This is a genomic window from Bradyrhizobium sp. P3_C3 (assembly GCF_056402655.1).
Window position 1 is genome coordinate 87760 of sequence record NZ_JBFUGY010000021.1, and the last position, 19398, is coordinate 107157.

Below are 19398 nucleotides of genomic sequence, written 5' to 3' on the forward strand. Positions count from 1 at the left end.
CAGCTACTCCGGCACCTCAGCCCATCACCGCACGGGCGCGCTTGCCGTGGAAATATTGTCTCAGCCAGGGATGCTGCGAGGCCTGCATGTCGGCGATCGACCCTGCCGCAATGATCTTACCGTTCCCTAAAACGGCGATGCGGTCGCAGGCTGTGTAAAGGCTGTCGAGGTCGTGCGTTACCATGAAAACGGTCAGGCCCAAAGTACGCTGGAGCGTCCTGACCAGCTCGTCGAAATCGCCGGCGCCGATCGGATCGAGGCCCGAGGTCGGCTCGTCGAGGAACACGAGATCGGGATCGAGCGACAACGCGCGCGCCAGCGCCACGCGCTTGATCATGCCGCCCGACAGTTCCGAGGGAAAGCGATCCGCGACTTCCGGCTTGAGCCCGACCATGGTGAGCTTGGCCAGGGTGATCTCGTCCATCAACCGCTGCGAGACCCGGAGATACTCGCGCATCGGAAACTGGATGTTCTGCCGCACGGTCAACGAGGAGAACAGCGCGCCCTGCTGAAACAGCACGCCCCAGCGACGCTCGACGCTGCGGCGCTGCGCGGTGCTGGAGGAATCGAGGTCGACGCCGAACACCTCGATGGAGCCCGCGACCTTCGGCACGAGACCGATGATGGTGCGCGTCAGCACCGACTTGCCGGCACCGGATGGGCCAACGAAGCCGAGGATTTCGCCGCGCTTGACGTCGAGGTTGAGGCCATCGAGCACGCGCGTCGCGCCGAACTGCACCGTGATGTCGCGGACGCGGATGATGGGATCTTGAATCGCGTTTTGAGTTTCTTGCGCCATCGTCACATCCCGATCGAGGCGAAGAAGATGGCGAACACGCCGTCCATGACGATGACGAAGAAGATGCCCTTCACCACGGAGGCCGTGGTGTGCTGTCCGAGCGATTCCGCGCTGCCCTGCACGGCGAGACCCTCGACGCAGGCGACGATGCCGATCACGGCGGCCATCACCGGTGCTTTGACGATGCCGACGATGAAATGGTCGATCGAGATGGCGTCGCGCAGACGCAGCAGGAAGGCTTCGGGATCGACGCCGCCATAGAGCCAGGCGACGAGGCCGCCGCCATAAAGCGCGGCCATGGCGCCGAGGAAGGCGAGGATCGGCAGCGCCAGCACCAGCGCCAGCATGCGCGGCAGCACCAGGACCTCGATCGGGTCGAAACCCATCGTGCGCAGCGCGTCGATCTCCTCGCGCATCTTCATCGAGCCGAGCTCGGCCGTGTAGGCGCTGCCCGAGCGACCCGCGACCATGATCGCGACCAGGAGGACGCCGATCTCGCGCAGCACCAGCACACCGAGCATGTCGACGACGAAGATATCGGCGCCGAACCTGCGGAAATGAAAAATGCCCTGCTGGGCGATGATACAGCCGATCAGGAACGTGATCAGCACGATGATCGGCACCGCGCGCCAGCAGACCTGCTCCATGTGGTGCACGGTCGAGGTCAGGCGGAACGAGCGCGGATGGATCAGGACGCGAAAACCCGCCGCGAGCACCGCGCCGAGCATGTCGACGAGGCCCGCAACCGTGCCGGCGACCCCGGCCACGGCCCGGCCGATCTGCTCCAGCATGCCGGTGATGGTGACCGCGCTGCTGTCGACGACCGGCGTCGCCCCGACCCGCCGCACCTCGTCCACGAGGCTCGAATAATTGGCGGAAAGCCCCGCGATCTGCGCCTCGACGGCGCCCTGGGTCAGGCTGCGGCGCAGCCGTTCGATCAGCCAGGCGCCGAAGGTGTCGAGCTTGGCGACCTCGGAGACGTCGATGAAGATGCTTTGCGAGCCGCCGGCGAGCTTTTCGGCGTCAGCCACCATCCGCTCCAGGACCGGCGCGAAGCTCGCGGTCCAGGTTCCGGTGGCGCAGAGTGCCAACGCGTTGCCCTTGGCAATCCGTTCCAGCTTCGGATCGCCGCTCAAGGTCTCCGCTCCCGGGCCGGGGCTCGAGAAACGGGTAGAATCAGATGGTTGCGCACACGCCCTTACCCAGAGAAGGTATCCCCAACTGGTTAATGTTAGTTGCTAGAGGTAACTAGCAGGTTCAGATTTCGCCAGAGTTCAAAATGACTTCCAGCAAAGTTCCGGCCCTGGCCGCGCGAATCGAGCGCTTTCCCATCGCCGGCAGTTTTACCATCAGCCGGGGCGCCAAGACCGAGGCCGTGACCGTCGTGGCCGAAGTGAGCCGCAACGGCCTCACCGGTCGCGGCGAATGCGTCCCCTATCCCCGCTATGGCGAGACCCCCGAGGCAACCCTTGCGGCCATCCAGGCCATGCAGGCGGCCGTCGCGGGCGGCCTCTCGCGGGAGGCCCTGCAAGCCGCCATGCCGCCGGGAGCCGCCCGCAACGCGCTGGATTGCGCCCTGATCGACCTCGAGGCCAAGGCGACCGGCCTGCGGGCCTGGAACCTGCTGGACCGCCCGGTGCCGGGCGAGCGCACCACCGCCTTCACGATTTCGTTGGGCACCCCCGAGGCGATGGCGGCGGCGACGGCCAGGGCCGCGCACCGGCCATTGCTCAAGATCRAGCTCGGCGGCGACGGCGATCCGCAGCGGATCGCGGCGGTTCGGAAGGCCGCCCCCGAATCCGAGCTGATCGTGGATGCCAACGAGGCCTGGACCGAGGCCAATCTGGAGCAGAATCTCGCCGCCTGCGACGCCGTCGGCGTCACCTTGGTCGAGCAGCCGCTGCCGGCCGGGAAGGATGACGCGCTGGCGCGGATCAAGCGGCCGCTCGCGGTCTGCGCCGACGAGAGCGTGCATGACCGCCCCTCGCTCGCGCCGCTCCGTGAGCGCTACGACGCCGTGAACATCAAGCTCGACAAGACCGGCGGGCTCACCGAGGCGCTGGCGATGGCCGACGCGGCGCAGGCGCTCGGCTTCGAGATCATGATCGGCTGCATGGTCGCGACCTCGCTGTCGATGGCCCCCGCAATGCTGGTGACGCCGCAGGCGCGCTTCGTCGATCTCGACGGCCCGCTGCTGCTCGCGCGCGATCGCGATCACGGCCTGCGCTATGACGACAGCCTGGTCTATCCGCCGGAGTCCTCGCTCTGGGGATGAGCCTTGAGTCGATGCCGCGCCGACCAGATCACCAGCGCGCCGGCCGCGGCCATCGCGGCCATGACGTAGTACAAGCTGTCGCCGATGCGGGCGTAGATCGCACCTGATGCGATCGATGTCGCTGCACCCAACAGCCCGTTGCACGCGGCGTAATAGCCCTGCCCCCGCGCGATCTGATGCGATGGCACGCGCTGCACCAGCAGGTTCATGGTGCCGACGATGGTCATGCCGAAGGTGAGGCCGTGGCCGAGCTGCACGATCACGAGCAGTGCGAGCGGCGGCTCCTGCGCAGTGACGATCCAGCGCACCACGGCGCTCACGCCGCCGATTGCGATCAGCGTGGACGGATGCAGCGAGAACCGCGGCGACAGCGCAAAGACGACGATCTCGGCGATCACGCCCAGCGTCCAGAGGCCCGCGATCGTCAGCCCGCCGAAGCCGTGGAGCTGCCAGTTGATGGCCGAGAACGTGTAATAGGCGACGTGGCTGCCCTGGATCAGCGCGGCCGACGCGATGACGGCCCAGAAGCCGCCATCGCGCAGCAAGGCCTTGCCGGCATGCGTCTCCGTCGTCCTCCGCCTGACATCGTCGAGCGGCTGCAGCAGCAGGCTGGCGGCGACCGCAACGACGGCCCACGCGACGATGATCCAGATCAGATCGCGCGCAGCGATGTGGTCGACGAGAAAGCCGCAGGCGAGCGAGCCCGCGGCGAAGGCCGCCGAACCCCACAGTCGCAACGGTCCGTAATCGAGCCCGTAGCGGGCGACGCCGCGCAGCGCATAGGCATCGGTCAGCGGGGTCGTCGGCGTCCACATCATGCAGGTCAGCGCATAGATCAGGAACAGCGCCAGCGGCTGCTGCTGCAGGCCGACCGCCGTGAACCCGATCGCGGTTGCCAGCACCGACACCATCATGCCGGCGCGAATGGCATGTCGCCTTTCGGCAAGGGCGGTGATCTGCGGCAGCGTGGTGAAGCGCGTGATCGCCGGCAGCGCGTTGATGAGGCCGATCCAGCTTGCGTCGATGCCGATCGCCTTCAGCCAGAGCGGAAAGAACGGCAGATGCGTGCCCGACACCGCGAAGACCGCCGAATAGAACAGCGCCAGGCTCACGGCGAATCGCCGCTTCACGGCAGCTTGCGTGGGGATTTGTGATTCGCCTGCCATCAAACCAATTGCGATTCGGTCGATATCGTGGTGATCGTTACAGTAACGCGTAGTGATTTGCGCGACGAGATTGTCATGGCCAACGAAGCATTCGCCCTCTCGCCTATGTCTGCCCGTGCGGCCGAGCCGAACGAGCAGGATTACGACGCGATCCGCGAAGCCTTCATGGAGACCGCGCGCGGCCGCTGGTTCCTCGGCGAATATGCCAAGCGCAACCGCAATGCAGATACCCGCATGGTGCTCGATGCGGTCGCGAAAATCGAAGAAACCCTTGCGGCACAGCGACAACCGGTCGTCGAGGATCGCCTGCCCGAGGCGCTGGTCGAGATCCGCCGCGCCATCCGTGAGGCCGAGACGATCGCGATCGCCGCCTTCGATCCTGCGGCGATCGAGGCCAGCCTCGCGCCGATTCCGCGCGGCGTGCGCATCATCAAGGAGATCTCCTGGCGCTGGCGCGAGATCGGCGCCGACGGGCGAATCTGCGATCTCATTGATTCGCAGCTCGCCTCCATCGAGGCGGCTTGCGGACAGCTATCGACCATCGACCCCCGCGTCGAGCTCAAGGCTGCATTCGATCTGCTCAGGGATCGGGTCGAGCAGCTTGATGGTGACGGCGACACAGCGCCGCAAGCGGCGGTGCATCCCGCGCCTGCGCCGGTGCAGGAAGCGCCCGTCGCAGAGGCTGCGCCTGTTGACGCTACGCCTGCCGCGATGGCACCCGTGGCTTTTACGGAGGCGCCGCAGGACATCGCAGCGACTCCCGCGCCCGAGGTAGCGGTCGAGGCGGCCAGCGCCGCCGAAGCACGCGCCGTTGGCGAGGACGCGATCGACGTCGCCACCGAGCCGGAGCTCGTCGCCGGCCATCACGTCGGCCCCGAAGCGGAGGTCGCAGAGGCCGCCGCTTTCACTGAGGTGACTGACGGGGTCTCGCTCGACGCCGCCGCGGAAGCCGAGGACGAAGCCATACTCGATGCCATCGCGCTGGAAATGGCCGCACCCGATCCGGAGTTCGGCGAGATCACCGAACCGGTCGAGCTGGAAGCGGCCATTCCGGAGCCGATGGCTGCGGAGGTCGCAGCGCCCATTGCCGCAGAGCTTCCGGAGCCGGTCGCAGCCGAGCCGGCCGCCACCGCAGCCGCGGAGGAGCCCGCCGAAGACGCGCCGATCGCGATGGACTCGCTTGCGCGCCTCACCGACGCCATTGCGGAGGCCGCCGCCGAAGTGATGGAGCAGCCGGCCCCGGCCATGGCAGCCGCCGCGACATTCGGTGCGGCGCCGACCGCGACGCTTCCGATGCCCTCGCCCTTGTCCGCGTCCCTGCCCGAGCCCTCGCTCGGCGCCACCATCCTCGCCAGTGGCATCCTGCAAAAGCCCCGCGCGGCGGCCAACGACCCCATGGCGCCAATCCGCCGCATGACCCAGGCCGAGAAGATCGCGTTCTTCTCGTAAGGGGCGCGCGCTCTCCAAATCGTCATTGCGAGCGCAGTGAAGCAATCCAAAGTCTTTCCGCGGAGAGATTCTGGATTGCTTCGCTGCGCTCGCAATGACGGAGCAAGGTGGATCACCGCGCCCTCTCTCGTGTCCCGGACAAGCTGCAACGCGTAGGCATTGCGGCACAGAGCCGGGACCCAGGCTGTTGCACGGGTGCTCTCGCAAACCTAGCCGCGCTACGCGAAGGGGGCCTGCCCGGTCGATGCGTCGACGCCGCCGTCGACTGGAAGGTTCACCCCATTCACGAAGCTGGCGTCGTCGCTTGCGAGAAATGCGATGACGCTCGCGACTTCCTCGGACCGGGCTCCGCGTCCCAGGGGGATACGTTCCACCAGCTTCACGAACAATTCCGGATATTGCTCCATGATCGGCCTCGTCAGGTCGGTGAGGGTCAATGATGGGCACACCGCATTGATGCGCACGCCTCTCGGGCCAAATTCGAGCGCCAGGCTGCGTGTGAGATTGCCGACGGCACCCTTCGTGGCGTTGTAGAAGCTCACGCCCCGGTCACCGCCAAGCCCGCTGAGAGACGACACGTTGACGATCGAGCCGCCGCTTTCGATCAGGTGCGGAAGCGCCGCACGCGTCAGGTAGAGGACACCGTCGACATTGACCGCGAAGACGTCTCGCCACAGCTGGATCGGCGAGCCCAGGAAACCGACCAGTTGACGAGGATGTCGATCCTGCCGAAGCGCTGCACCACGTTGGCGACCAGACTCTCGACGTCTTCGGCGATCGAGACGTCGCCGGATCGGATCATGCAGCGATCGGTGCCTAGCTCTGCACCGACTTCGGCCAATTTGAACTCGCGCCGTCCGTTGAGCACGACAATGGCGCCTTCGCCGTGAAAGCGCCTTGCGGCTGCGGCGCCGCTGCCGCTGCCGCTGCCCGTAACGATGACGACTTTGTCCTTGAACCGATCATTCATGCCAATAACTCCATCCGAACCCGCAAGGTCCGGACAAGAGCTAGGACACCGGAAAGACGGCTTGGTTTCAGCCGAACCGGATTCGGTTACGATTGAAATCTGTCGCGCGAAGCGTTCCGCGAATCGATGTGAGGCCGCTCACCCGCAGTTCCAGACCGCGCCGATCGGGGTCCGCGTCCAGCACGGCCCGAAGCTGCCGCCATTGTAGCGGCCGCCGCCGAAGCCGGGCCGGCCGAAATAGCGCCATTCGCCGTCCCAGCCGTAATATTGGGGAACCGGGTCGATATACCAATGGCGGCGATCGCTCCGCGACATGCGGCGCATCGCCTCCTTCTGCTTGTAGAGCGGAATGCTGTTGCTCAGCGGCTGGCGATAGCCCGGCAGGAAGCCGTAGCCATGCCAAGCCTGCTTAGTACGCTTTTGAACGGGCTCAGCGGGCGCGACGGCCGGCAGCAGAGACAGGATGACAGCAACGGATAGACACATAAGGCGAGACATGAACCGACCATAGACAGTCGGGAACTGACAGGCCACTCAAATTCGAGTGCGAGACTTTTCGCCGCTTCGATTCACCGTGCTCTCCCGATAAGCTTGAAAAAGCAGCATGAGAGCTGCGCGGACAACCGCTTATTCCGGAGCGAGCGAATGCCTCAAACCCCGCCCGTCGGCGCCTTCGCCATAATTCCGAGCAACGATCTTGCCGCTGCTATACCGTTCTGGGAGCGTCTTGGCTTCACGCGCGCGGGCGGTGACGCCGGCTACGTGATCATGAGGGGTTGGGGCTGCGAGGTGCATCTCACGCAAGCCGGCGATGGCCCGTGGCGTGTGCCCGAACACAATCCCTTCGGCGTCTTCATTCGCACGCCCGACGTCGAGGCCATTGCCGCACGCGTGGACGATCTGATCATCCGGCCGGGCGGCGTGTTGCGCCACCGCGAATGGGGGATGTATGAGGTCGGCATCAACGGACCTGACGGCCTTCTCGTCCGGATCGGCTGGCCTTCCGATCTGATGACCTCCCGCGGCTGACGATGCCCCTCCCGAGTGGGGTGATGGCAGACGATCGCGTAACGATTGATCCGACCCATCGGGGCTTTGTTGCTGTACTGTCTGCTTCGCTATTCGTGGTGCATTGTCGCGAGGAGCATGCATGTCCACGGCGATCTCGACGCTCGGCGGGGTAGGTCTCTTCCTGCTCGGCATGACCGTGATGACGGAGGGCCTGAAGACGCTGGCCGGCTCCGCGCTGCGCGGGGTGCTCGGCAAGGCGGCATCGACGCCGCTGCTTGGCTCATTTTGGGGAGCCATCGTCACGCTGCTGGTGCAGTCCTCCAGCGCGACGACGATGACGACGATCGGTCTTGTCAGCGCCGGCCTGCTGACGTTCCAGCAAGGGTTGAGCCTGGTCTTCGGCGCGAATATCGGCACCACGGGGACCGGCTGGCTGGTCGCGCTGATCGGCGTCCGTGTCTCGCTAACGGCCGCGGCGTTGCCGATGATCTTCGTCGGCGCGTTGACCAAGCTTCTCGGCCGAGGGCGAGTTTCCGGCGCCGGTGCCGCGCTCGCGGGATTTGGACTCGTGCTGTTCGGGCTGACGACCCTGCAGCAGGGCATGGGCGGGCTGGCGGAACGTTTGCACCCGGCGGACCTGCCCGCGGTCCTCGGCAGTCCCGGGACGTCATGGTGGTCGGGCCTGCTCGGCGTGCTGGCGCTGGTGGTGATCGGATTGGTCATGACCGCGCTGATGCAATCGTCGACGGCCGCCATCGCAGTGACCTTGTCCGGCTATTTCGCAGGCGCAATCGGGTTGGACCAGGCCTGCGCGTTGATCATCGGCCAGAACATCGGAACGGCGACGAGTTCCGCGCTCGCCGCGATCGGCGCGAGCGCCACCGCGAAGCGGTTGGCCATCGCCTACGTTCTTTTCAAGCTGATCGCCGCGCTCATCGCGCTGGTAGCTTTTCCCGTCGTAACGCCCTTGCTGCTGCGCGCCTCGGACACGATCGACGGCGTCACGCTGCTGGCCGGGTACCACACAGCCTTCAACGTCGTCGGCGTCGCGGTCCTGCTCCCGCTGATCAACCCGTTTACGCGGCTGGTCGAACGGATCCTGCCCGAGCGCGGCTCGCCGCTGACGCGATGTCTCGATCCTTCGGCGCTTGAGACCCCGATCGTGGCCGTCGAGGCGGTACGGCGCACGATCGCGCGCGTGCTCCTGACGGTGTGCGGTTCGGTCGAGGCGAAACTGGCGGCCCGCGCTGCACCGATACGGCTGGGAAAGGACACCGTCTCCGTGCAGGAAGCGGCCGATGCCGTGAGCCAGGCGCAAATATTCCTGTCGGATGTGGCCGGGCCACCCGACACCGACGACGAGCAACGGCGTCTCACGAGCACGCTGCACGCACTCGACCACGCATCTCGACTGACGGACCTCGCAAGTGGAGGAAACAATTTCGGCTCGGTGGCAGGCGGGCCGGAGGACATCCGCGCCGGAGAGCTATGTGCCGAGGTCATGCGGAGCGCCGCCGCGATTGCGCGCGGCGTCGCGGCGCCGCCCCGCGGATCGACGCACTTCGCGCCCGCCTCGCATGCCGGCGACATCTTGGCTGGTCCCCGCGCCGACCCGCCCGACGAGGCCATCGCCGAGTTCGAGCGTTGTACGACACAACTCCGTGAAATGCTGCGCATCCACCGCAGCGCGACGCTTGGTGCGGTGGCCAATGGAACACTGACCGCAGACTCTGCCCTCCTTCGCGTCGAGGCGGTTCGCAACCTCGAGGCGTTGTCGCAGCACGCCTGGCGTTCGGCGATCCATCTCATCGGTCGCGGCTAGCGCGTTTTCAAGCGAAGAAGTGGATACCGGTTCGCGTCAAGAAAACGCGTCAAACAAGAATCTGGAGCCCCGTTCCGATCCCATCGGAAGGGGCTCTAGATCACGCCCTTGCGGATCAGGAAGCAGCCATAGCCCCTGCTGTCGCCGACCTGCACGACACCGAACCCCGCCGACGCCGCGCGATAGAATTCCGAGCGCGAGAGCTTGCCGGGGCTGACGGCGCCGCCGGCCGCGCGTTCGATCTCCGCCAGCACCGCGCGCTGCACGTCGGGGACGCAATCGGGATCGTCGACCGGCGCCATCACGCGCACCGGATCGGGATCGAAATCGTAGAGCGGGTCTTTCGCGGGCCGAACCGGCGCGGCCGGTCATCGGCCGTTCACCATAGCAGGTTCCAAGCGTGATTCAGATCACGCAGCTCATCATGGTGATTGCGATCACGGACCACGGGCTCGAACGCGACCAGGCTTCCTCGCAACCAATCTCGCATCGAGATGAGTGCCAGAGGAGCACGCCATGTCCCGCCTAAAGCCTTTCCTGATGACGGCTGGCCTCGTGGGAAGCCTGTTCGGCTTCGCCTGCGGCCCTGCTTCCGCGCAAGTCGCCCCGGTCCAGCCTGCCCCCGCCGCGCTGCAAGGGCCGGAGCAGCGGCTCGCGCTGGTGATCGGCAATTCCAACTACAAGAACGCGCCGCAGCTCCAAAACCCCGACAATGACGCGCAGTCGATGGCGCAGTTCCTGAACTCCGCCGGCTTCGAGGTGGTCGCCGCGACCGACCTGACCCAGAACGACATGCTCCGCGTCGTCCAGGACTTTTCCGCCAAGGTTTCCGCGCGGGGTCCGAACACTGTCGCCATGGTCTACTACGCCGGTCACGGCGTGCAGCTCGCCGGCGAGAACTATCTCGTTCCCGTCGATGCCAAGGTTTCGAACCCCACCGAGCTCGTGAGCAACTCGGTGCGCCTCGTCGACGTGATGTCGACGCTGGAGACGATCCCGAGCCGCATGCGCATCGTCATCCTCGATGCCTGCCGCAACAATCCGTTCCCTGATGTCAACGACGCCGGCCGCGGCTTGGCCATCGTCGATGCGCCGAACGGCTCGATCGTCGGCTACTCGACCGCGCCGGGTGCGGAAGCACAGGACGGCACCAACGGCCACAGCCCCTATACCCAGGCCTTCCTCAACGTCGCGCGCGAACCCAACGTGCCGATCGAGCAGCTGTTCAAGCGCGTGCGCCTCGAAGTGAACCAGACCACCAGCGGCGCGCAGATCCCGTGGGAAAGCTCGTCGCTGACCTCGGACTTCACCTTCTTCGGCGACACCGCTGTCGCCGCCAACCGCGCGCCGGTGAATGCGCCTGTCGTGCAGGTGGCCGCCAACCTGCCGAGCCGTTCGACGCGCCAGGCCTATGACTACGTCGTGTCCGAGGGACGGCCGGAGTACTATCAGGAGTTCATCGAGATGTACCCGCACGACCCGCTGTGCGACCACATCCGCTGGCTGCTCTCGAACCTGCTGATCACGCAGGCCTGGCACAAGGCGGTGCTCGCGAACTCCCCGCTCGGCTACAAGAGCTTCTATGACAGCTACGGCAACAGCCCCTATGCGCAATCCGCGCTGAAGCTCCAGGTGCAGCCAAAGCTGATCCCCCTGATGCAGGCGACCAAGTTCCTGGCGCCGCAGAACATTGCCCCGACCTTCAAGGTCGGCAATCTCGGCCAGCCCAAATACATGCCGCTGATGCAGCAGGGCAATGGCGGTGCGCAAGTGAACGGCAATCTGCCGGTCGTGCAGAAGCCGGTGGACAGCAACGTCCTCGGCAAGCTCGGCAATGGCGGCCAGGTCGTCAACCTGCCGGCGGGCAACAACCAGCCGAACGGCACGCCATCGCAGACCCCGGGCAAGATCGTCACCCTGCCTGCACCGACCAACACGACCAACACCAATGGCGGCACCGGCAAGATCGTGACGCTGCCCGCGACCAACAATACGCAGAACGGCGGCGGCAACAATAACGGCACGACCAAAGGCACGCCTGGCAAGATCGTCAGCATGCCGGTGAATGTCGGCAAGGGTGGCACGACCGTCGATACGAAGCCGGTCGTTCAGGCGCAGAACAACCCGATCCGCGTCAACAACGGCGTGAAGCTCAACAACAACCCGGTGAACAAGGTGCAGGTCCAGAACAACCAGCAGAACAACCGCCCGCAATTCAATGCGACCAACCGTGTGGTCAACAACGGCGGCAACAACTTCCGGCAGTCGATGAACCAGGCGCCCTCCATTGGCGGCGGCAACAACCACCGCGGCTTCATGCGCTGATCGCCACAAGCGAAACGACAAAGGGGCAGAGCGGCGACGCTCTGCCCCTTCGTCGTGTCAAAATCTCAGAAGATCAGGCCACCAGCTCGGCAAACAGATCCGCATCGACATTGCCGCCGGAGAGCACGATGACGACGTTCTTCCCGGCGACGTCGAGACGTCCCGCCAGCAATGCGGCAAGGCCCACCGCACCTCCCGGCTCGACCACGAGCTTCAGCTCGCGATAGGCAAACGCCACCGCCGCGCCGACTTCCTTGTCAGATGCAGTCACGCCGCGCGCCAAGAGCTTGCTGTTGATCGCAAAGGTCATCTCGCCGGGGATCAGGGCCATCAGCGCATCGCAGATGGTGCGGCCCGCAGGCCCATGCGGCTCGCGGTGGCCGGCGGTCAGCGAAATGCCGTGATCATCGAACGCCTCGGGCTCGGCCACCACGATCTCGGCGAGCGGATAGCGCGCCTTGACGGCCGTGGCGACGCCCGCGATCAGGCCGCCGCCGGAGGCCGGTGCCACCACGATGTCGGGACTGAGGGCGAGCGCAGCCATGTCCTCGGCGATCTCACGACCTGCGGTGCCCTGCCCCGCGATCACGAACGGATCGTCATAGGGCCTGACCAATGTCGCGCCGCGCTTCTCGGCGATGCCGCGCGAGATCGCCTCGCGGTCGTCGCGGTCGCGATCATACAGCACGACCTCGGCGCCATAGGATTTGGTGCGCTCGCGCTTCGACAGCGGCGCATCCGCGGGCATCACGATGGTCGCATGCATGTCGAGGATCTTTGCAGCCGCCGCGACGCCCTGGGCGTGGTTGCCGGACGAGAACGCGACGACGCCGCCGGCGCGCTTGTCCTGCGGGATCGAGGCGACCTTGTTGAAGGCGCCGCGGAACTTGAAGGAGCCGGTGCGCTGGAGCATCTCCGGCTTCACGAAGACCTTTGCGCCGACGCGCTCGTTGAGCACGGGAAAGGACAACAGCGGGGTGCGGATGGCGAAGGGCGCGATCACGCGTGCTGCTGCTTCGATATCGGCAGGGCCGATCGGGAGGAGATGTTCGGTCATGCCTGATGTTATCGCGCCGGACGAGGCGCGGGGCAAGACACCTGCGCGCGATGAACCTTGGTTTTCAGGCTACGAAACTAACCGGCTCCGCCCCATTCCTGCCAGGAAGCACCGCGCCAACTGCCTTGATGCTGTCCACAAACGCCCTCGCCGAGGCCTCCCAGGTGTAATTGGCGGCGAATTCGACGCAGTCCTGCCGGGACACGTCGAGCGCCGCGAAGCAGGCGTTGCGCAGATCGTGATCGAGGGCGCCGACCGGTGCATCGCCGATCACGTCGCGAGGGCCCTTCACCGGGAAGGCCGCGACCGGCAGGCCGCTGGCGAGCGCTTCCAGCAGGACCAGGCCGAACGTGTCGGTCTTGCTGGGGAACACGAACACGTCGGCCGCAGCATAGATTGCCGCCAGCGCCTCGCCGTGCTTCTCGCCCAGGAAGATCGCATCCGGATAGGCTTCTTCCAGCGCGACCCGCGCCGGGCCGTCGCCGACGATCACCTTGGTGCCGGGCAGATCGAGATCGAGAAACGCCTCGAGATTCTTCTCCACCGCGATCCGGCCGACCGAGAGAAACACTGGCGCCGGCAGGCAGAGGTCGATCCCACGGGGGTGGAACAGGCTGGTGTCGACGCCGCGCGGCCACAGCACGACGTTGTCGAAGCCACGTTCACCAAGCTCGCGGGCGAGCGCAGGCGTCGCCGCCATCACGGCGCGGCTGGGCGCGTGAAATCGGCGCAGCGCCCGCCAGATCAGGGATTCCGGAACCGGCACGCGGGCGCGGACATATTCGGGAAAGCGGGTGTGGAAGCTGCTCGTGAACGGCAGCTTGCGCTGGCGGCAGTAGCGGCGGACCATCAGGCCGATCGGCCCCTCCGTCGCGATGTGGATGCTGTCGGGGCGCGCCTCTTCGATCAGCTTCGCGATTCGCGCCGGGCGCGGCATGGCGAGCCGCACGTCGCGGTAGCTCGGCATCGCAAAGGTGCGGAACGATTGCGGCGTCAGGAACGTGAACTCGACGCCGAGCCCCTTGGCGGCGTCTGCGAGCTTGGTCAGCGTCCGAACCACACCATTGACTTGCGGGTGCCAGGCGTCGGTCGCGACCAGGATGCGCATCAAGCGGCCCTTGCTGCGACCTGCGGGACTTGTGCCGGCTTCCGCGCCTGATCTGCCCAGGTGATGATCTCGAAATGACCGTCGTCATGCTCGACCAGCGCCGTGCAGCTCTCGACCCAGTCGCCGCAATTCATGTAGCGGATGCCGCCCTCGTCGCGGATCACGGCATAGTGGATGTGGCCGCAGATCACGCCGTCGGCGTCGTGACGCCGCGCTTCGGCGGCGAGCGCCTGCTCGAACGCGCCGATATAGTTGACGGCGTTCTTGACCTTCTGCTTGGCCCATTGCGACAGCGACCAATAGGGCACCTTGAACATGCGCCGGAAGAAGTTGACGAAGCGATTCATCTGGATCGCGAAGTCGTAGGCCTTGTCGCCGAGATGGGCGAGCCAGCGCGCGTTCTGCACCACGAGATCGAAGATGTCGCCGTGGATGACGAGGTAGCGCTTGCCGTCCACGCCGGTGTGGACGGTGTTCTCGACGACGTCGATGCCGCCGAAATGCGTACCGTAATAGTTGCGCAGGAATTCGTCGTGATTGCCGGGAATGTAGATGACCTTGGCGCCCTTGCGCGCCTTGCGCAGCAGCTTCTGGACCAGGTCGTTATGCGACTGCGGCCAGTGCCAGCTCGATTTCAGCGCCCAGCCGTCGACGATATCGCCGACGAGATAGATCGTATCGGCATCGTGGTAGCGCAGGAAGTCGAGCAGAAGGTCGGCTTGAGAACCGCGGGCTCCGAGATGAACGTCGGAGATGAACAACGTGCGAAAGCGCCTTTCAGGGCTCTCGTCACTCACATCGTAACTTCCCATGCGACAGCCTGTAACAATATCCCGTGACAGGGGGATGACCAATGAACCTTTGAGGCACCCTCGGATACGAATCAAACCTCGCCTCGCCCGTCCCGCGAATATCAGTCGCATGCGACAATCAGGCGACATGACGCCGCAACGGCCTCCGCAAGACCCCGGAACCGATGGCTGAACAGGTTAACGGCGGCGGTCCCGCGCGCCGCTGGCGGTGCGCTCGCGGCCCGGATCAGTAAAATTTGTGGAAATGATGGATCGGCCCGTGGCCGTGGCCGACGCTGAAGCGGTCGGCGGCCGCGATCGCTGCGCTGATCCAGGCCTTGGCGTTCCGCACGGCCCGCGCGAGATCCTCGCCCCTGGCAAGCCCCGCCGCGACGGCCGAGGACAGCGAGCACCCCGTGCCGTGGGTGTTGCGGGTGGCGATGCGCGGCGCCACAAGCGCGATCGTGTTCTCGGCCTCGACGAGATAGTCGATGCTTTCGGCGCCCTCGCCGTGCCCGCCCTTGATCAGGACCGCACGGCAGCCCAGCGCCAGCAGCCGGCGCCCCTGGCTCTCGATCTCGGCCTCGCGTGTCGCGACGGGCTCGTCGAGCAGAGCCGCGGCCTCCGGCAGATTAGGCGTGATCACCGACGCCAGCGGCATCAGTTTTTTGCGCAGGGCTTCCACCGCCTCCGCGGCGAGCAGGCGATCGCCCGAGGTTGCGACCATCACGGGATCGAGCACGATATGCTCGGGCTTCCAGCGCGACAGCGCGCCCGCGATCGCATCGATGCTGGCGGCCTGCGCCACCATGCCGATCTTCACCGCGCTGACCTCGAGATCGGAAAACACGGCATCGATCTGCGCGGTGACGAATTCGGCGGGCACCGCGTGGATGCCGGTGACGCCGCGCGTGTTCTGCGCCGTCAGCGCCGTGATCGCGGAGGCGCCATAGACGCCGAGCGCGGCAAAGGTCTTCAGGTCGGCCTGGATGCCGGCGCCGCCGCTCGAATCGGAGCCGGCGATGGTGAGCGCCACGGGCGTCGTCATGGGGCGATTTTCCGCGTTTTTGAGACCATCGCCCGTCCTAGCGCGCACCCCGGTGGCCCGCAAGTTCGCTTGCTAAATCCGGCCGATTTTGGCCTATTAGCCGCCAGATAAGCTTCGGAGTGACTGCAATGGTTCCTTTTTTCGTCCAGATCAAATGCAAGCTCGGCCAGTCTTACACGGTCGCCAACGCGCTTGCCGAAGCCGAGATCGCCTCCGAGATCTACTCCACGGCCGGCCATTACGATTTGCTGGTAAAGTTCTACGTCGATAAGGACACCGACATCGGCCACTTCATCAACGAGAAGGTGCAGGTGCTGCCGGGCATCCAGGACACCCTGACTATCATCACCTTCAAGGCGTTTGGCGCGAGCTAGGGTGTGCACTCACAGAGGGCCGGATGGGAAGTCCGCTTCCGAGACAGCGCAGCGGACCAATTGTACTCAAAGTGAGTTCTTCGGATTTTAACCATCGCGCACATCATCCAGCGCTCGACACCCTCTCGCACTGGCAAGGCCCAACGCGCTTCATCGATGACGGCCGCGTCGACATCGCGCCAATGTCCGGTCAAAAAACGGATAGTCTCCAAGTGGTTGGGGCCTTTGCATCGTAGCCCACGCGCTTAGGTCCGCGGAGGAACAATTCGGCGGCCCGATCGCTTGCACCTATGCCGCGCGCAAAGTGTGAAATATTTCATTGAACATACAACCCTGGAATGCTCTTTTCGCACGGATCGTGAGCGCCGGGGGCCGGCAATGCCCAAAGGACCGCTTGTTTCGATAGCAGTGGCTGCCTGGGTGCTTTGCACAGGCGGCTTAGCCTGGGCAGTTCGCCCAGCACCGATAGACCCCGCTGCCATCCTCCGTAACCAAGTCGACAAGATTGGTCCGGGTTCAGTTGTATTTACTCCTCCGACGGAAATGACGGTCGGCTATCACGAGCCAATAACCGTCCAGCCGCTCCAACGTCATGGCGTGGCTCAAACTGAACAGATCGAGGTTGGCAGCTTCATGCGGGCTCGCCTATTCGGTGAAGGATTCACGGCAACAACGAGTAGCGATGACGCGCAAGCCGAGTGGCATTATGCTGAGCTTCCAGCGAAGTCGGGCGACCAGACCGGTGCACCGCGCGACAAGATGTATCTCTTCGTTTCGCGAGTTCTGGGCAGCACGGAGGAGGTCTGGCAGGCAATCTTCGCATCCGATCGCCTAACTTATCGGCCACCCCGTCTCGTCCTGTACACAAGCGCCACCTACGCAGCCTGCGGATTAGCCGAAAAAATCATGGGACCATTTTATTGTCCTGATGATCAGAAAGTCTACCTCGACCTTTCGTTCTTCCAAGAGATGCAGACTGAACTTCACGCCTGCGATTCGAGCGGCGCTGACTGTCAACTTCCTCAGGCCTATGTGATAGCCCACGAAATCGGACACCACGTTCAGAACTTGCTGGGAATTATGCCAAAAGTGCGCGAGCTTCAAGGGGGCGTGGAAACGGAGGCGGAGAGAAACCGGTTACAAGTTCTTCTCGAGTTGCAGGCCGATTGTCTCGCCGGCATTTGGGCGCGTAAAGTTAAAGAGAAAGCGAAGATCAACGCGAGCGACATAGCAGCGGCAATTCGAACGACAGAAGCACTAGGCAATGACACGCTGCAGAAAAGTGCCTTGGGGTACATAGTGCCTGACTCGTTCACTCATGGCAGCGCTGCGCAGCGCCATCATTGGTTCGATGTCGGTTACGCAACTGGATTGGTGAAGAGCTGCAACACCTTTGCTGGAGCGCGGCAATGAGGCCCGACCTTCCCAACTCTCAACAGCCGATGTCCGACGACGACTGCATACGACTGAGCGGGACCGCTGGCGGTACGGGAGCCCCCACCGGACGAAGAGAAACTCTGCGACGAACGCCTGCTCGGTCTCTTGCATTTTAATTTTTTAGGGGAGTGCCGTGCCCCAGCATTGGTTAAAATACTTGGCTGTTTGGTCAATTGCTTTCGCAACGGGCTTCGGGAGCAGCTACGCGCAACCGATCGTCGCCGAGCGAGACGTCCTTCAGATTTGCGAAGCGTTTTCGCGGAAGGCCCCAGAGCGAATGCCGGAAATTGTTCAGCCGGAAGCTGCCAAAAATTTCGTTGGGAGATACGCTCGCTTTTCGGACCGGCTACGAGGCTGCCTATCGGCATCGGAGCGCGAGCGCGAACCAAATAGCGTGACTTTTTTGATTCAGAACACACAGTACGAGAGTTACTGGAAGTTCCTCACTGATCCCAACTCAATTCAACGGATTTCTATCGAGAGGTTTAGGCCCATCACGCTGGCAGATGATGAGCCATGGCGCGCGCCTTTTGATGTGATAGTAGCCCCGATCAAGCCGACGATTAAACCCGGCGGCACTAAAATAGACCCGGATATCCAAGGCGGCGCAATTCAGAAAGGGAATCAAAGTACAGCGAGTGGGGCTAACGATACGGACAAATCCTTAGAAAACGCAGCGCAAGACTCCAAAATCGACACACGTATCGTTGAGTTTTTCTATGCAACGAACCGCAAACAGTCGGACACTCCCCCCGATGTCGAAGGCCATCCCCAGCCCGCATTCACAAGCGATGGACCTCCTGTCTACAGCTTAAACGGCTGGACTGCTGTCAGCGGCTACACAGGCGAGCGCAACCCTGATCTGAGTGTCGGGATCGTTCGCGTCCGGGTGCCTGAAGGACACCACATCGGAAACATAGAATTGCCCTCGAGCCTTAAGCTCTTCGGATTTAAGTTGAGAAGAGACACACTTGACCCAACGAAGCATTTTACTATTCGCAGCATCGAGAAAACAGACGAAGCGAAATGGATAAAAACGCTAGCGTCAACGAAGAAGAGAAAGGCTCTCGTGTTTGTCCATGGCTTCAATACCAAATTCCGCGACGCCGTCTTCCGGGCAGCGCAGATAACTTGGGATCTTCAGTTCAGAGGCACCACAATCTTATTCTCATGGCCGTCTCGCGGGGATATCGCGGACTATCTCTATGACAAAGAAAGCGCGTTGGCTTCGCGCACGGCCTTTCTTCGCGTGATCGACGATCTTTACAAAGCCGGATATGACAACATCGATGTGATAGCTCACAGTATGGGGAACTTGATCGCAGTTGAGGCCCTATCAAATAGCGCCGCGACACGATCACCCACGGCTATCGCGCAGTTGATTATGGTCGCCCCCGATGTGGACCGAGACATGTTTGTTCAAGACATCTCCGGCGTTGCAAAGGTCACTAAGGGGCTTACACTTTACGCATCCAAGAACGACAAGGCCTTGCAGCTATCGAAGCGCATTGCCGGAGGTATCCCGCGCGCAGGAGATGTACCTGATGCCGGGCCAGTTGTTTTGCCTGGACTTTGGACGATTGATGTCAGTCTAATTGGAGATGAACTGTTCGGACTAAATCATAACACGTTCGCCACAACACGAAATGTGCTTAACGATCTTGCGATACTACTTATGGAAGGCAAGCCTCCACCACGGCTAGTTGAAATCCGGGGCTTCCCTGAGCCTCCCCAAAAAGCCGCATACTTCCGCTACATACCCTAGA

General features: G+C 63.9%; 17 protein-coding genes and 1 pseudogene. 8 read left to right on the forward strand and 10 right to left on the reverse strand.

The features are described 5' to 3' along the window. Nucleotides 1-16 precede the first annotated feature (16 nt). Together AC1DW2_RS23660 and AC1DW2_RS23665 are read right to left on the reverse strand one after the other, a co-directional pair. Complete coding sequence (locus tag AC1DW2_RS23660; RefSeq protein ID WP_208087736.1) at nt 17-799, reverse strand: ABC transporter ATP-binding protein; 783 nt, start codon at nt 797-799, stop codon at nt 17-19. Nucleotides 800-801: 2 nt separating this feature from the next. After that, entirely contained in the window at nt 802-1935 is a 1134-nt protein-coding gene (locus AC1DW2_RS23665; protein WP_063982228.1) for an MlaE family ABC transporter permease, read from the reverse strand. Nucleotides 1936-2078: 143 nt separating this feature from the next. Between AC1DW2_RS23665 and dgcA the strand changes: the two genes are divergently transcribed. Continuing rightward, nucleotides 2079-3074, forward strand: coding sequence for an N-acetyl-D-Glu racemase DgcA (dgcA, locus tag AC1DW2_RS23670; RefSeq protein ID WP_477007201.1), 996 nt, complete (start codon nt 2079-2081; stop codon nt 3072-3074). Here dgcA and AC1DW2_RS23675 read toward each other — a convergent pair. Then, nucleotides 3044-4240, reverse strand: a complete 1197-nt coding sequence (locus AC1DW2_RS23675; protein ID WP_477007202.1) for an MFS transporter — start codon at nt 4238-4240, stop codon at nt 3044-3046. The two genes, dgcA and AC1DW2_RS23675, sit on opposite strands and share 31 nt — an antisense overlap. A gap of 75 nt (nt 4241-4315) precedes the next feature. Here AC1DW2_RS23675 and AC1DW2_RS23680 point away from each other — a divergent pair, with 75 nt between their 5' ends. Continuing rightward, entirely contained in the window at nt 4316-5689 is a 1374-nt protein-coding gene (locus AC1DW2_RS23680) for a hypothetical protein (protein ID WP_477007203.1), read from the forward strand. Between the two features lie 218 nt (nt 5690-5907). Here AC1DW2_RS23680 and budC read toward each other — a convergent pair. Together budC and AC1DW2_RS23690 are read right to left on the reverse strand one after the other, a co-directional pair. After that, nucleotides 5908-6659, reverse strand: a pseudogene (gene budC, locus AC1DW2_RS23685) (meso-2,3-butanediol dehydrogenase). Between the two features lie 138 nt (nt 6660-6797). After that, on the reverse strand, nt 6798-7157 hold the full coding sequence (locus AC1DW2_RS23690) for a hypothetical protein (protein WP_477007204.1): 360 nt from the start codon (nt 7155-7157) through the stop codon (nt 6798-6800). A 147-nt stretch (nt 7158-7304) separates the two neighbouring features. On the opposite strand from AC1DW2_RS23690, the gene AC1DW2_RS23695 reads away from it, so the two are divergent. Both AC1DW2_RS23695 and AC1DW2_RS23700 read left to right on the forward strand, forming a co-directional pair. Next, nucleotides 7305-7688, forward strand: a complete 384-nt coding sequence (locus tag AC1DW2_RS23695) for a VOC family protein (protein WP_063986236.1) — start codon at nt 7305-7307, stop codon at nt 7686-7688. A gap of 121 nt (nt 7689-7809) precedes the next feature. Continuing rightward, nucleotides 7810-9492: a Na/Pi cotransporter family protein gene (locus AC1DW2_RS23700; protein ID WP_063982224.1), complete on the forward strand. Its 1683-nt coding sequence runs from the start codon at nt 7810-7812 to the stop codon at nt 9490-9492. A 95-nt stretch (nt 9493-9587) separates the two neighbouring features. On the opposite strand, the gene AC1DW2_RS23705 is transcribed toward AC1DW2_RS23700, so the two are convergent. Further along, nucleotides 9588-9794: an RbsD/FucU domain-containing protein gene (locus AC1DW2_RS23705; RefSeq protein WP_231142343.1), complete on the reverse strand. Its 207-nt coding sequence runs from the start codon at nt 9792-9794 to the stop codon at nt 9588-9590. A gap of 214 nt (nt 9795-10008) precedes the next feature. On the opposite strand from AC1DW2_RS23705, the gene AC1DW2_RS23710 reads away from it, so the two are divergent. Then, a complete protein-coding gene (locus AC1DW2_RS23710) occupies nt 10009-11817 on the forward strand; it encodes a caspase family protein (RefSeq protein ID WP_474422652.1) in 1809 nt (602 codons plus the stop codon). A 73-nt stretch (nt 11818-11890) separates the two neighbouring features. Here AC1DW2_RS23710 and AC1DW2_RS23715 read toward each other — a convergent pair whose 3' ends face one another. From AC1DW2_RS23715 to thiD, 4 genes are all read right to left on the reverse strand, one after another. Continuing rightward, nucleotides 11891-12874 carry a pyridoxal-phosphate dependent enzyme gene (locus AC1DW2_RS23715; RefSeq protein ID WP_474422650.1) on the reverse strand — a complete coding sequence of 328 codons (984 nt, stop codon included), beginning with the start codon at nt 12872-12874 and terminating at the stop codon, nt 11891-11893. 64 nt (nt 12875-12938) lie between these two features. Continuing rightward, entirely contained in the window at nt 12939-13982 is a 1044-nt protein-coding gene (locus tag AC1DW2_RS23720) for a glycosyltransferase family 4 protein (protein WP_063982221.1), read from the reverse strand. Beyond that, nucleotides 13982-14794: a UDP-2,3-diacylglucosamine diphosphatase gene (locus tag AC1DW2_RS23725; protein WP_028153339.1), complete on the reverse strand. Its 813-nt coding sequence runs from the start codon at nt 14792-14794 to the stop codon at nt 13982-13984. The genes AC1DW2_RS23720 and AC1DW2_RS23725 overlap by 1 nt, the downstream gene beginning before the upstream one ends. 226 nt (nt 14795-15020) lie before the next feature. After that, entirely contained in the window at nt 15021-15821 is an 801-nt protein-coding gene (thiD, locus tag AC1DW2_RS23730; RefSeq protein ID WP_477007205.1) for a bifunctional hydroxymethylpyrimidine kinase/phosphomethylpyrimidine kinase, read from the reverse strand. A gap of 128 nt (nt 15822-15949) precedes the next feature. On the opposite strand from thiD, the gene AC1DW2_RS23735 reads away from it, so the two are divergent. The 3 genes from AC1DW2_RS23735 (at nt 15950) to AC1DW2_RS23745 (ending at nt 19397) form a co-directional block, all read left to right on the forward strand. Then, the gene (locus AC1DW2_RS23735; protein ID WP_014493934.1) at nt 15950-16195 is read left to right on the forward strand and encodes an Lrp/AsnC ligand binding domain-containing protein; all 246 of its coding nucleotides are present in this window, start codon (nt 15950-15952) and stop codon (nt 16193-16195) included. Between the two features lie 378 nt (nt 16196-16573). Then, nucleotides 16574-17608 carry a KPN_02809 family neutral zinc metallopeptidase gene (ypfJ, locus tag AC1DW2_RS23740; protein ID WP_477007206.1) on the forward strand — a complete coding sequence of 345 codons (1035 nt, stop codon included), beginning with the start codon at nt 16574-16576 and terminating at the stop codon, nt 17606-17608. Between the two features lie 157 nt (nt 17609-17765). Beyond that, nucleotides 17766-19397, forward strand: coding sequence for an alpha/beta hydrolase (locus tag AC1DW2_RS23745; RefSeq protein WP_187388005.1), 1632 nt, complete (start codon nt 17766-17768; stop codon nt 19395-19397). The last annotated feature ends 1 nt before the right edge of the window (nt 19398 follow it).

Coding starts and splice junctions, on each gene's coding strand:
- AC1DW2_RS23660 (WP_208087736.1), bottom strand. CDS start 799: ATGGCGCAAGAAACTCAAAACGCGATTCAAGATCCCATCATCCGCGTC.
- AC1DW2_RS23675 (WP_477007202.1), bottom strand. CDS start 4,240: ATGGCAGGCGAATCACAAATCCCCACGCAAGCTGCCGTGAAGCGGCGA.
- AC1DW2_RS23680 (WP_477007203.1), top strand. CDS start 4,316: ATGGCCAACGAAGCATTCGCCCTCTCGCCTATGTCTGCCCGTGCGGCC.
- AC1DW2_RS23690 (WP_477007204.1), bottom strand. CDS start 7,157: ATGTCTCGCCTTATGTGTCTATCCGTTGCTGTCATCCTGTCTCTGCTG.
- AC1DW2_RS23695 (WP_063986236.1), top strand. CDS start 7,305: ATGCCTCAAACCCCGCCCGTCGGCGCCTTCGCCATAATTCCGAGCAAC.
- AC1DW2_RS23700 (WP_063982224.1), top strand. CDS start 7,810: ATGTCCACGGCGATCTCGACGCTCGGCGGGGTAGGTCTCTTCCTGCTC.
- AC1DW2_RS23705 (WP_231142343.1), bottom strand. CDS start 9,794: ATGGCGCCGGTCGACGATCCCGATTGCGTCCCCGACGTGCAGCGCGCG.
- AC1DW2_RS23710 (WP_474422652.1), top strand. CDS start 10,009: ATGTCCCGCCTAAAGCCTTTCCTGATGACGGCTGGCCTCGTGGGAAGC.
- AC1DW2_RS23715 (WP_474422650.1), bottom strand. CDS start 12,874: ATGACCGAACATCTCCTCCCGATCGGCCCTGCCGATATCGAAGCAGCA.
- AC1DW2_RS23720 (WP_063982221.1), bottom strand. CDS start 13,982: ATGCGCATCCTGGTCGCGACCGACGCCTGGCACCCGCAAGTCAATGGT.
- AC1DW2_RS23725 (WP_028153339.1), bottom strand. CDS start 14,794: ATGGGAAGTTACGATGTGAGTGACGAGAGCCCTGAAAGGCGCTTTCGC.
- thiD (WP_477007205.1), bottom strand. CDS start 15,821: ATGACGACGCCCGTGGCGCTCACCATCGCCGGCTCCGATTCGAGCGGC.
- AC1DW2_RS23735 (WP_014493934.1), top strand. CDS start 15,950: ATGGTTCCTTTTTTCGTCCAGATCAAATGCAAGCTCGGCCAGTCTTAC.
- ypfJ (WP_477007206.1), top strand. CDS start 16,574: ATGCCCAAAGGACCGCTTGTTTCGATAGCAGTGGCTGCCTGGGTGCTT.